We start from the raw sequence: 11,107 nt of genomic DNA, 5'->3' as shown, positions 1-11,107 counted from the left end.
TTCATACTGCACTCCGTTGATGGAAGTGCAGAGTGTATGACTTACTTCGGTGCGAGTCGAATGGCGCCGTCCAAGCGAATCACTTCGCCATTGAGCATGTCATTGACCAGTATGTGCTTGACCAATTTGGCGTAGTCGTTGGGGGTACCCAAACGGCTAGGGAAGGGGACAGAAGCTGCCAATGAGTCTTGTACTTCTTGCGGCATGCCGAACATCATGGGCGTGCCAAAAATCCCGGGTGCAATGGTCATGTTGCGAATGCCATTGCGGGCTAAGTCACGGGCAATCGGCAATGTCATGCCCACCACGCCACCTTTGGATGCGGAATAGGCCGCTTGACCAATCTGGCCGTCGTAAGCAGCCACAGAAGCCGTGGAGATCATCACGCCGCGCTCGCCAGTTGCTTCAGGTTCGTTTTTGCACATGGCTTCAGCGGCCAAACGAATCATGTTGAAACTGCCGATCAAATTGACAGTGATGGTTTTGCTGAACACGGCCAGGGAATGGGCGCCATTTTTCCCTACTGTTTTTTCTGCGGGTGCAATGCCTGCACAGTTCACCAAACCCACCAATTTGCCCATGGCGACAGCCTTGGCAACCACAGCTTGGCCATCGGCCTCGTTGCTCACATCGCATTTCACAAATGCGCCGCCCAATTCTTTGGCAATGGCTTCGCCTTTTTCGGCTTGCATGTCGGCAATGACCACTTTGCCGCCGTTGGCCGCTAGCATGCGGGCCGTGCCTTCGCCCAGACCTGATGCCCCGCCTGTCACGATGAAAACTTTGCCTTGAATGTCCATGGTTCACTCCTGTTTTTAGTTGACGTTACGTAAACGTCAATTATGCACTTTTGCCCTATTGAGAGGAAGCTTTTGGCCAGGTTGTCAGCTGATTTTTGTACGCTTTTTCAGGGCGTTTGTAACCTCAGGCTATCGAGGTCATAAAAACTACCAATCATGCGAGTCTTCATTCGCGTTTAGCATTGAGCCCAATGAGTTTTCTCATTAACCCTTTTGTTCAACCAACCTTAAGTAAAACCATGTCACTCATCAACACACAAGTTCAGCCCTTCAAAAACCAAGCTTTCCACAATGGCAAGTTCATTGAAGTTACAGAAGCCAGCCTCAAAGGCAAGTGGAACGTCTTCATTTTCATGCCAGCTGCTTTCACCTTCAACTGCCCCACAGAAATCGAAGACGCTGCTGAAAACTATGCAGCTTTCCAAAAGGCCGGTGCAGAGGTGTACATCGTGACCACCGACACACACTTCTCACACAAAGTGTGGCACGAGACATCCCCTGCAGTGGGCAAAGCCAAGTTCCCATTGATCGGCGACCCTACACACAAATTGACACGTGCATTTGGCGTGCACATTGAAGAAGACGGCCTGGCTTTGCGCGGTACCTTCGTGATCAATCCAGACGGCATCATCAAGACCATGGAAGTGCACTCCAATGAAATCGCACGTGACGTGTCTGAAACACTGCGCAAGTTGACAGCTGCTCAGTACACAGCCGCTAACCCCGGTCAAGTTTGCCCCGCTAAGTGGAAAGAAGGCGCTAAGACTTTGACACCTTCTTTGGACTTGGTCGGCAAGATCTAATTTCCAAACCTTCAATGCCCTGGTAACAGGGCGTTGTGGGAAGGGCATCTGGCCGTTGAATGGCTGTGTGTCCTCCCCTCAACCCATTCCCACATGAAGTCCCAGCTTTAAGACCTGCGTTCTAGCGTGGGTCTGGCAGCGCATCGACTTGAAACAGACACAGCATCAGGAGAAATACATGTTAGACGACACACTCAAATCGCAATTGCAAACCTACTTGGGCATGTTGCGAAACCCCATCCGATTGGTCGCTACTTTGGACGACAGCGAAACAGGTGTGGAAATGCGCAGCCTGCTCGAAACCATTGTGAGTTTGTCAGACAAAGTGTCATTGGACACCTCCGGCAGTGACGCTCGTAAACCATCCTTTGTGGTGGCGCGTGAAGGCGAAACACAGGGTGTGCGTTTTGCTGGCTTGCCATTGGGTCACGAGTTCACCTCTTTGGTCTTGGCTTTGCTCTGGACGGGTGGCCATCCACCCAAGGTTGAGCAAGACGTGCTCGATGCCATCAAAGCCTTGGATGGCGACTTCAATTTTGAGGTCTACATGTCTATGTCTTGCCACAACTGCCCAGACGTGGTGCAGGCTTTGTCGCTGATGGCCATCTTCAACCCTAAGGTCAAGACCGTTGTGATTGAAGGCGGTGCTTTTCAGCAAGAAGTCACCGAACGCGAAATCATGGCCGTTCCCATGGTGTTCTTGAACGGCAAAGTCTTTGGTTCAGGTCGCATGAGTGTGGAAGAGATCGTGGCCAAATTGGACACGGGCGCAGCAGACCGTGAAGCCGCCAAACTGAGTGCCAAAAAAGCCTTTGATGTGTTGATTGTGGGCGGCGGTCCTGCAGGCGCTGCTGCTGCAGTTTATGCTGCACGCAAAGGCATTCGCGTGGGTGTGGCGGCAGAGCGATTTGGCGGTCAAGTGAACGACACCATGGCCATTGAAAACTACATCTCTGTTTTGGAGACAGACGGTCCCAAATTTGGCGCGGCCTTAGAGCAACAAGTTCGCCACTACGGTGTCGATATCATGAATTTACAGAAGGCAGCCAAAGTGGTACCCGCCACAGAGCCTGGCGGCCTGATTCAAGTACAAATGGAAAATGGCGGCGCATTGAGTGCACGCACCGTGATTCTTTCAACCGGCGCTCGCTGGCGCAATGTCAATGTACCTGGCGAGCAAGAGTACAAAAACAAAGGCGTGGCGTACTGCCCACATTGCGATGGTCCTTTGTTCAAGGGCAAGCGTACTGCGGTCATTGGCGGTGGTAACTCTGGCATTGAAGCGGCCATTGATTTGGCTGGTATCGTGGCCCACGTCACCGTCATTGAGTTTGCCGATCAACTCAAGGCCGATGCGGTGCTGGTGAACAAGCTCAAGAGCTTGAATAACGTCACCATTCACACCAACGCGCAAACCACCGAAATTACCGGCGACGGCAGTGTTGTCAATGGCATTCGTTTCAAAGATCGTGTGTCTGGAGAAGAACACCACGTGGCCTTAGAAGGTGTGTTCGTTCAAATTGGTTTGATCCCCAACACCGAGTTTTTAAAGGACACTTTTGAGCTAAGCAAATTCGGTGAGATTGTGGTGGATGCCAAGGGTCATACCAACGTGCCAGGCGTGTTTGCCGCGGGCGATTGCACCACCGTGCCGTACAAACAAATTGTGATTGCGGCCGGTGAGGGTGCCAAAGCAGCCCTCAGTGCGTTTGATCACCTGATTCGGACCCCTGTGGCGGCTTGATGTTTTTTTCCTTGCGAACATAAGCCAAGACCAAAGCCAACCAGCCTAAGATGAAACAGGTGCCACCCCATGGCACCAAGGCCCGGAAAGTTTGAATGTCATGCCAGGCGCGAAGCAAAATGTTGCAAGAGAACAGAAGGATGCCCAGCATGAACAAAACGCCTGCCACCCGCAGGCGTTTTTCTTGAAGCCTGAATTGGCTTAAAACACCGACCATGATCAAACCCAGTGCGTGAAATTGCATCAATTGCAATGCCGATTGAACCATGGCAGGTGAGCTGCCGTATAAACTCTGACCATGCGCAGCGTATGCGGCACCAATCACTGAAATGGCGGCTGACAAAGCGCCGAAGACGATGAAGCCTGTTGTCCAGCGTGATGCTTGACCCGTGCTGTGTTCCATAGTTTGATTCCTCAATGTACTTTCATCATTATGCAAGTGAAGCTTATGTCTGAGTGGCGGTTGAACTCTTTAGGTGCTTGGCTGTTTCAGCGCTCGGCATGCTTGGGGCTTTTAAGCGCTATGTTGTTGGCGGGCTGCGCCAGTGTGAAAGCGCCAGATCTCAACGCGACCAAGGCACCTCAAAGCCAAACAGACAGCACCACTGTCTCGGCAGTGGGCGAGCCTCCCATAGCGCCTAAGGTATTGCACCTTGGCTTGGCTTTAGGCGGCGGCGCTGCGCGTGGTTTTGCACACGTGGGTGTGATTCAAGTTTTAGAAGAAGCAGGCATACAACCAGACTTGGTTGTGGGTACTTCTGCAGGCAGCTTGGTTGCTGCCTTGTATGCCAGCGGCAAAAACAGCGTCCAACTCAAGCGCGTTGCTGAGACCATGGAGGAGGCTGAAATTACCGATTGGATGATGCCCATTTTGAACCGCGGTGCATTGCGCGGCGAAGCTTTGGCGCGCTATGTGAACACCCAGGTGGGCGGTCGTTTGATTGAGCAAATGAAATTGCCTTTGGGCATTGTGGCGACCGATCTGCACAGTGGTGAACCTGTCTTGTTCAGACGCGGCAACACGGGTTCAGCGGTCCGTGCCTCTAGTGCGGTTCCCGCCGTGTTTCAACCCGTCAAGATTGGTGCCCGAGAATATGTGGATGGTGGTTTGGTCTCACCCGTGCCTGTTCGACAAGCCCGCGACATGGGCGCCAATGTGGTGATTGCGGTGGACATTTCAACGGACCCGGAGGGTAGCCCTGCCTCCGACACTTTTCAAATTTTGATGCAGACCTTCAACATCATGGGTAAAAGTTTGAACACTGTCTTGTTGAAAGATGCGGATGTGGTGGTCAAGCCTTCTTTGATGGGCGTTAAAAGCGCCGATTTTGCAGCGCGACGTCGATCGATCGAAGCGGGCAGGGAAGCCATGCTGAAACAGTTACCGCGCTTGAAGGAAATCTTGGCTGGTTATGCTGTGAAGCCATGAGCTGCAAACCTTGTTTGACGTGACCATGAAAAAAGCCGGTGAGTCACCGGCTTTTTTTTGTATCACACAGCCCCGACTCGAAAGTCAGGGTTGGCAATTGGCTGTTTAACGCTTTTTAGAAGCTGTCTTAGCTGTGTTCACAGCTGTGTTGGTCACAGCGGCGATGTTGGCTTCGGCCATGTCAGTGGCTTGCTTCACAGCTTTTTGAACTGATTCGTAAGCGTTGTTGGCAGCAGACACGGCGCTCTTCATCACGGCAACAGCAGTTTCGGAACCAGCAGGTGCGTTGGAAGTGGCAGAGTCCACCAAGTTAGCGAACTGCTTTTGTGCAGCAGCTGTTTGGGCTTCGAAAGCTTTGGTGAATTCGTTAGAAGTACCAGAAGCGATGTCATAGAGGTGACGGCTGTAAGCAGCTGTCTTCTCAGCCAAAGGCTGGAACAAGTTGGCTTGCAAAGCCAACAATTCTTGGGCGTCTTTCACGCTCAAAGCAGCTTTAGTGCTTTGTGCAGACTCGCTCAAGGCAGCTTTGGTGGCTGTCAAGTTCAATTCGACCAATTTTTCAACGCCTTCGAAGGCTTTGGATGTCAAACCGAAGAGGGTTTCAACATTGGCTTTGTGGGATGCAACGATTTGTTCAGTAGTCATCATGATTTCTCCATTAATTTAAAAAAGTTTCAAGGGACTGCGCCGAACCGGCTTTGCTTGACGCTTGGCCTAACTTCTTGTTGCAGTGCAGCATGGTTTGGATTTTAGGGACTCCAAAGCCAATTACAAGGGGTTTTTGTTGCGTTGCAGCATTTTAGAGTCGGCGTTCTAGAAATTGAAATTCGTCACAATTGGGTCATGAAGGCCTTTTATTCAGACCATTTTGTACTGCCGCTGCCAGAGGGACATCGCTTTCCCATGGCCAAGTACAGCATGCTCCGAGGGCGTGTTGCCCGAGAGCTTTTGGGGGTTCGGCTGCTGGAGGCGCCCGCGGCAACAGAGGGCGAGTTGGCATTGGCCCATGCACCAGACTATGTTTTGGCCGTCAAAACGGGGAGTCTGAGCGCCCAAGCTCAGCGCGAAATTGGGTTTCCTTGGACACCAGCCATGGCGGAGCGCTCATTTCGGTCTGCAGGGGCCTCGATCGCGGCGGGCAGAGTGGCCATGCGGGAAGGTATTGCAGGCAATTTGGCAGGGGGAACCCACCACGCCAGCGCTAACCAGGGTGGGGGCTTTTGTGTGTTCAATGACATCGCTGTCACGGCCCGCGTACTTCAAATGGAGCATTTCAGGGCGACCAAGCTGGGCTTGCAGGTTTTGGTCATTGATTTGGACGTCCATCAGGGCAACGGCACAGCCGACATTTTTGCGACGGATTCGAGTGTTTTCACCCTGTCGCTTCACGGCGAAAAGAACTTTCCCTTTCGCAAAGTCAACAGCGATTTGGATGTGGGTTTGCCTGATGGCTGTTCAGATGAGGCCTATTTAGAGGCATTGGACGACGCGCTGGCGCAAGTTTCGCAACGCTTTCAACCTCAATTTGTCATTTATTTGGCCGGAGCTGATGCCCATGAGGGAGATCGTTTGGGGCGACTTAAGCTCACGGAAGAGGGGATGAAGCGGCGAGATCAAAGGGTCTTTGACTGGGTTCGGGCGCAGGGTCTGCCCATGCTCATTTGCATGGGCGGCGGTTATGGGCATGATTTGTCCCAGACCGTTCAAGTGCAAATGAACACCTGGCAACTTGCGATGGACCATTGGCTTCACTGGCAAAATCGAGGCTTATGACTTCTAACGCCTCTCAGTTGCCCCAAGCCGATGCCAAACCGGCGCCCTTGCCACGCAGTGCCTATCGCGTCTTCCGTCCCATCACCACCCGATGGATGGACAACGATGTGTATGGCCACGTGAACAATGTTGTGTACTACAGCTGGTTTGACACGGCTGTGAATGCGCACCTGATTGAACAAGGTGTGTTGGACATTCATCAAGGTGACACCATTGGTTTGGTGGTTGAAACACAATGCAACTACTTTGCACCTTTGGCATTTCCCCAAACCATTGAGGCTGGCATTCGCGTCGCTCATCGCGGAACGTCCAGTGTGCGCTACGAAGTGGGCTTGTTTGCGCAAGGCGAGCCCTTGACCGCTGCACGTGGCCATTTTGTGCATGTGTATGTGAACAAAGCCTCGCGCCGTCCTCAGCCCTTAACTGAACCCTTTATTCAAGTCTTGGAGACCCTTTCATGAAAGAACTGACATCCTCTCAAGTGAGCACGGTGGTAGCAGATGCCGATAGCGTGGATGCTGCCATCTTGAGCCGCTTTTCTGCACGCGCATTTTTAGACAAGCCCGTTCAGAAATCGGTGCTGGAAGAATTGTTGCAAGTCGCAGCACGTGCCCCCAGTGGCACCAACACGCAACCTTGGAATGTGTATGTGGTGCAAGGCGCCACCAAGGACAAATTGGTGAACGAGGTCTGCGATGTGCACAACGCCATGGCAAGCAATCCTGCTTTGGCTGCCGAGCACGCAGAGGAATACGACTACTACCCCAGCAAATGGGTGAGTCCCTTCATTGACCGCCGACGTGAATGCGGTTTCGGTCTTTATGGCGTGCTGGGCATTGGAAAAGGCGACAAAGAAAAGATGCATTTGCAACATCAGCAAAACTACCGTTTCTTTGGCGCACCTGTGGGTTTGATTTTCACCATTGACAAGGTCATGGGCCGCGGCAGTTTGCTGGACTACGGCATGTTCTTGCAAAGCGTCATGGTGGCCGCCCGTGCGCGCGGTTTGCACACCTGCCCGCAAGCGGCTTGGAATAATTTTTCTAAAATTATTTTCAAGCACGTTGGCGCAGGTGACAACGAAATGATGGTGTGCGGTATGGCACTGGGTTATGCCGATGAAACGGCATTGGTCAACACGTTCAAGACAACGCGTGTGGATGCACGCGACTTCACGCATTGGGTTGAATGAGTTTTTGGTTCATTCAATGCTTGAATGGCCTCAGCCACGCAAGCACGCTGTTCATGATGGCGGCCGGCCTGACCTTGGTCTTTGGTGTCACCCGCATCGTGAATTTTGCGCACGGCAGTTTTTACATGCTTGGCGCCATGCTCGCGGGCCATTTGCTAACACAGTGGGTGCCGTCTTGGTCTGAACAAGCGCACCTGTATGTGTTGGCCATATTGACCGGTGCCTGCGCCGCCGCACTGTTGGGGGCGGCTGCAGAGTGGTGTTTGTTCAGACCCCTTCGAGCTTCTCCGCCCCTTTACCCCTTGGTGGCCACCTTTGGTTTGAGCCTGGTGGTTCACGACGTATTGCTTGCGTGGATGGGGCCTGCAGAAGTTTTTGCACCCCGTTTTCCTGGCCTCAAAGGCTCGATTCAAATCGGTGAAGACTTTTTTCCACAATGGCAACTGGTGACTTTGTTGTTAGGCCCTTTGGTTTGGCTGGCTTTGCATTTGTTGCTCACGCAAACGCGATGGGGTCGACAAGTTCGTGCGGCCACACAAGACCGTGACATGTTGGATGCCTTGGGCGTCAATCCTGCGCCTCTGATGATGGGCGTGGTGGTGTTGGGTTGTGGCTTGGCGGGCTTGGCTGGCGCTCTGCAATTGCCCCGTGAGCCCGCCAATTTGCAGATGGATTTGCAAATGGTGGTCGAAACTTTTGTGGTGGTTGTCATGGGCGGGCTGGGCAGCATCTCTGGTGCCTTATTTGCGGCTGTGCTGATCGGTTGTGTTCATGCCTTTGGCATTTATTTTTTCCCGCAAGCCACTTTGGTGTTGATCTTTCTCACCATGGCCATGGTCTTGGCATGGCGTCCGCAAGGCTTGATGGGCGAGTTGCCAGGCGCTGCACCCCGTGAAGAAGTGGCGGCTTTCAAGGGCTGGACTTCGCAGCGTGTTTTGATCTTGTCGACAGGCCTGGCTTGGCTGGTGCTGAGTGTGTTGATGGTGTGGGTCGATGATTACACGCAGCATGTGCTTGAAGATGTTTTCATCATGATGCTGTTTGGCATCAGCTTACAGGCCATGATGGCCTTGTCGGGTTGGGTCAGTTTTGGCCATGCCGCGTATTTTGGTTTAGGTGCCTACGCGGCGGCCTTGAGTCATTTGCATTGGGGTTTCAATGCGTGGCAGGCCGCCCTCAGTGGCATGTTGTGTGCGGGTTTGGCGGCCTATGCCATGTCGGGCTTGTTGCAAAGAAGTGCAGGGGTTTATTTGGCGATGTTGTCCTTGGCCTTTGCGCAGATGGTATGGGCAAGTGCAAGTCAGTGGATCAGCTTCACCGGAGGTGACAACGGACTGATTGGATTGCAGCTGTTGCCCAGGACATCACGTACGGCGTTTCAATGGGCCTTGATCACTCTGAGTGCGCTGTCTGTGCTGGGGCTGGCACGTTTGGTCCGATCCAGCATGGGGGCTGCGCTGCAGGCTGGCCGCGATGCACCTTTGCGTGCCACAGCGAGTGGTTTGAATGTGCGGACTTTGAACAATCGTGTGTTTTGGTTAAGTGCCAGCCTGGCAGGGTTGGCAGGCAGTTTATGGGCGATCAGCAAAGGGGCTGTTTTCCCATCGGTGGCATCGGTTGCAAACTCTGTGGATGCATTGATGATCGTGTTGCTTGGCGGGGTTCACCATTTGTTAGGCGCCTTGTCTGGCAGTGCTTTCTTGGTGGGTGTGGGATCCGAAATGGGCCGACACTTTGAATACTGGCGTGGCTTCCTGGGCTTGCTCATCATGTTGCTGATGGTGTTTGCGCCTGAGGGTATTTGGGGGTGGCGCCGTCGAAAGGATCCATGGCGCGGAGGCCACACATGAGCGCTGTGCTGTCAGTTCAAAATTTGCAACACCAGTATGCGGGCGTTCATGCCTTGCGAGGTGTCAGCTTCGAATTGCAACAGGGTGAATGCGTTGCTTTGATCGGCCCCAATGGTGCTGGCAAGTCAACCTGTTTTGCTTGCCTTGCGGGTCAACAAAACGCCACCTCAGGACAAGTTGTTTGGCGCCATCAAAATTTGAAACAGGTGTCTGTCACTGAGCGCCGTGCCTTGGGCATCGGCAGAACTTTCCAGGTTGCACAAGTCTTTGAAGCACTTACCGTCATTCAAAACCTGCAATTGGTCTTGAAGGCAAACAAGGCTGTGTCTGCTTTGGACAGCTTGGACGATTGTGAGCACGAGGCTGCACTTGCTTGGGCCCAGACCATGGGCTTGGAAGAATTGGGCTTGGAAGCGCTTCATGACGCTGCGGCGCATTTGTCTTATGGCAACAAAAAACGTTTGGAGTTGGCCATGGCCATGGCAGGTTTGCCCAATCCTGAACAAGGCTTGCTGCTGCTGGACGAGCCTGCAGCGGGCTTGTCGCCTGAGGAGCGACTTGACATGATGGCGCGTATTCGCAAGCTGACCCAACAAGGCACAACAGTGCTGTACACCGAGCACAACATGGACGCCGTGTTTGGTGTGGCCGATCGTGTTTTGGTGTTGATGGAAGGCCAGCTGCTTGCGCAAGGCTTGCCCGAAGACATGGCGGCACATCCTGAAGTTCGCGCTAGATACTTAGGCGCTGGTTTTGCCCTGACTGAAAGGGGGCGACATGCTTGAAGTCAAGCATCTGAATGCTTTTTACGGTGAAGCGCAGGCTTTGTTTGATGTCTCGTTTTCAGTGCCCAGTGGCAGTCTGGTCTTGATCCATGGCTTGAACGGTGCTGGCAAGTCAAGCTTGATGAAATCCATCATCGGACTCATGCCCAATGTGCAAGGCCATATCTCGTGGCAGGGTCAAGTGCTGATGAATTTGCCGCCTTACCAACGATCAGAATTTGGCTTGGGCTATGTGCCTGAAGATCGGCGCATTTTCACGGCACTCACGGTGCGACAGAACTTGGAGATTGCCGTGCCAAAGGGCAAGATGCGAAACAAGCCGCAAAAGGCTTCTGTCAATGTTCAAGACATTCTGGATTTGTTTCCTGCTTTGGCAGGCATGTTGGAGCGACCTGCTGCCCAAATGAGTGGCGGAGAACAGCAAATGTTGGCCTTGGCCAGAACCCTGATGACGCAGGCCAAGATGTTGTTGCTGGATGAACCTTGTGAGGGCATTGCACCTGTTCTGGTGCAGTCCATTTCGAATGCTTTGGCACGCTTGAAACAGGAGGGCTATACCCTGTTGATTGCTGAGCAAAATCGGACTCTGAACCCCCTGGCTGACCAGATCTTGAACTTGGCAGGCGGGGCCTTGAGTTCTCCTGAGGCGTCATTGGCGCTTTCTGAGCTTAAATAGGGCAGAAAAGCCGCGTTTATCCTGAGCCCCCAAGCCTCTGAAAGAGACTGGCTTC

The 11,107-nt window shown here is 53.0% G+C and carries 12 protein-coding genes; 9 read left to right on the top strand and 3 right to left on the bottom strand.

Annotated features, from left to right (window positions below):
- Positions 1 to 41: 41 nt before the first annotated feature.
- Positions 42 to 800 carry a 3-hydroxyacyl-CoA dehydrogenase gene (locus L103DPR2_RS10720; RefSeq protein ID WP_055361081.1) on the bottom strand — a complete coding sequence of 253 codons (759 nt, stop codon included), beginning with the start codon at positions 798 to 800 and terminating at the stop codon, positions 42 to 44.
- A 239-nt stretch (positions 801 to 1,039) separates the two neighbouring features.
- Between L103DPR2_RS10720 and ahpC the strand changes: the two genes are divergently transcribed.
- Entirely contained in the window at positions 1,040 to 1,603 is a 564-nt protein-coding gene (ahpC, locus tag L103DPR2_RS10715; RefSeq protein ID WP_055361990.1) for an alkyl hydroperoxide reductase subunit C, read from the top strand.
- A 178-nt stretch (positions 1,604 to 1,781) separates the two neighbouring features.
- Positions 1,782 to 3,347: an alkyl hydroperoxide reductase subunit F gene (gene ahpF / locus L103DPR2_RS10710; RefSeq protein ID WP_055361080.1), complete on the top strand. Its 1,566-nt coding sequence runs from the start codon at positions 1,782 to 1,784 to the stop codon at positions 3,345 to 3,347.
- Here ahpF and L103DPR2_RS10705 read toward each other — a convergent pair.
- Positions 3,304 to 3,750, bottom strand: a complete 447-nt coding sequence (locus tag L103DPR2_RS10705; protein WP_055361079.1) for a DUF423 domain-containing protein — start codon at positions 3,748 to 3,750, stop codon at positions 3,304 to 3,306. The genes ahpF and L103DPR2_RS10705 overlap by 44 nt on opposite strands.
- A 45-nt stretch (positions 3,751 to 3,795) precedes the next feature.
- Here L103DPR2_RS10705 and L103DPR2_RS10700 point away from each other — a divergent pair, with 45 nt between their 5' ends.
- Positions 3,796 to 4,776 carry a patatin-like phospholipase family protein gene (locus tag L103DPR2_RS10700; protein ID WP_082466895.1) on the top strand — a complete coding sequence of 327 codons (981 nt, stop codon included), beginning with the start codon at positions 3,796 to 3,798 and terminating at the stop codon, positions 4,774 to 4,776.
- A 105-nt stretch (positions 4,777 to 4,881) separates the two neighbouring features.
- On the opposite strand, the gene phaP is transcribed toward L103DPR2_RS10700, so the two are convergent.
- Complete coding sequence (gene phaP / locus L103DPR2_RS10695) at positions 4,882 to 5,427, bottom strand: TIGR01841 family phasin (protein ID WP_055361077.1); 546 nt, start codon at positions 5,425 to 5,427, stop codon at positions 4,882 to 4,884.
- 192 nt (positions 5,428 to 5,619) lie between these two features.
- Between phaP and L103DPR2_RS10690 the strand changes: the two genes are divergently transcribed.
- Genes L103DPR2_RS10690 through L103DPR2_RS10665 form a run of 6 tightly spaced genes read left to right on the top strand, consistent with a single transcriptional unit; the run spans position 5,620 to position 11,052 of the window.
- Complete coding sequence (locus tag L103DPR2_RS10690) at positions 5,620 to 6,549, top strand: histone deacetylase family protein (protein ID WP_055361076.1); 930 nt, start codon at positions 5,620 to 5,622, stop codon at positions 6,547 to 6,549.
- Positions 6,546 to 7,010 carry an acyl-CoA thioesterase gene (locus L103DPR2_RS10685; protein WP_055361075.1) on the top strand — a complete coding sequence of 155 codons (465 nt, stop codon included), beginning with the start codon at positions 6,546 to 6,548 and terminating at the stop codon, positions 7,008 to 7,010. Before L103DPR2_RS10690 ends, L103DPR2_RS10685 begins: the two co-directional genes overlap by 4 nt.
- Positions 7,007 to 7,741: a nitroreductase gene (locus L103DPR2_RS10680; RefSeq protein ID WP_055361074.1), complete on the top strand. Its 735-nt coding sequence runs from the start codon at positions 7,007 to 7,009 to the stop codon at positions 7,739 to 7,741. The genes L103DPR2_RS10685 and L103DPR2_RS10680 overlap by 4 nt, the downstream gene beginning before the upstream one ends.
- Positions 7,738 to 9,591: an ABC transporter permease gene (locus tag L103DPR2_RS10675; RefSeq protein WP_055361073.1), complete on the top strand. Its 1,854-nt coding sequence runs from the start codon at positions 7,738 to 7,740 to the stop codon at positions 9,589 to 9,591. The genes L103DPR2_RS10680 and L103DPR2_RS10675 overlap by 4 nt, the downstream gene beginning before the upstream one ends.
- On the top strand, positions 9,588 to 10,376 hold the full coding sequence (locus L103DPR2_RS10670; protein ID WP_082466894.1) for an ABC transporter ATP-binding protein: 789 nt from the start codon (positions 9,588 to 9,590) through the stop codon (positions 10,374 to 10,376). The genes L103DPR2_RS10675 and L103DPR2_RS10670 overlap by 4 nt, the downstream gene beginning before the upstream one ends.
- Positions 10,369 to 11,052, top strand: coding sequence for an ABC transporter ATP-binding protein (locus L103DPR2_RS10665; protein WP_055361072.1), 684 nt, complete (start codon positions 10,369 to 10,371; stop codon positions 11,050 to 11,052). Before L103DPR2_RS10670 ends, L103DPR2_RS10665 begins: the two co-directional genes overlap by 8 nt.
- Positions 11,053 to 11,107 lie beyond the last annotated feature (55 nt).

Source organism: Limnohabitans sp. 103DPR2, assembly GCF_001412575.1.
Lineage (GTDB): Bacteria > Pseudomonadota > Gammaproteobacteria > Burkholderiales > Burkholderiaceae_C > Limnohabitans_A.
Note: the sequence above shows the minus strand (reverse complement) of the source record. Positions and strands in the feature narration are given on the sequence as shown.

Coding starts and splice junctions, on each gene's coding strand:
- L103DPR2_RS10690 (WP_055361076.1), top strand. CDS start 5,620: ATGAAGGCCTTTTATTCAGACCATTTTGTACTGCCGCTGCCAGAGGGA.
- L103DPR2_RS10705 (WP_055361079.1), bottom strand. CDS start 3,750: ATGGAACACAGCACGGGTCAAGCATCACGCTGGACAACAGGCTTCATC.
- L103DPR2_RS10720 (WP_055361081.1), bottom strand. CDS start 800: ATGGACATTCAAGGCAAAGTTTTCATCGTGACAGGCGGGGCATCAGGT.
- L103DPR2_RS10685 (WP_055361075.1), top strand. CDS start 6,546: ATGACTTCTAACGCCTCTCAGTTGCCCCAAGCCGATGCCAAACCGGCG.
- L103DPR2_RS10680 (WP_055361074.1), top strand. CDS start 7,007: ATGAAAGAACTGACATCCTCTCAAGTGAGCACGGTGGTAGCAGATGCC.
- L103DPR2_RS10700 (WP_082466895.1), top strand. CDS start 3,796: ATGTCTGAGTGGCGGTTGAACTCTTTAGGTGCTTGGCTGTTTCAGCGC.
- L103DPR2_RS10670 (WP_082466894.1), top strand. CDS start 9,588: ATGAGCGCTGTGCTGTCAGTTCAAAATTTGCAACACCAGTATGCGGGC.
- L103DPR2_RS10675 (WP_055361073.1), top strand. CDS start 7,738: ATGAGTTTTTGGTTCATTCAATGCTTGAATGGCCTCAGCCACGCAAGC.
- ahpF (WP_055361080.1), top strand. CDS start 1,782: ATGTTAGACGACACACTCAAATCGCAATTGCAAACCTACTTGGGCATG.
- L103DPR2_RS10665 (WP_055361072.1), top strand. CDS start 10,369: ATGCTTGAAGTCAAGCATCTGAATGCTTTTTACGGTGAAGCGCAGGCT.
- ahpC (WP_055361990.1), top strand. CDS start 1,040: ATGTCACTCATCAACACACAAGTTCAGCCCTTCAAAAACCAAGCTTTC.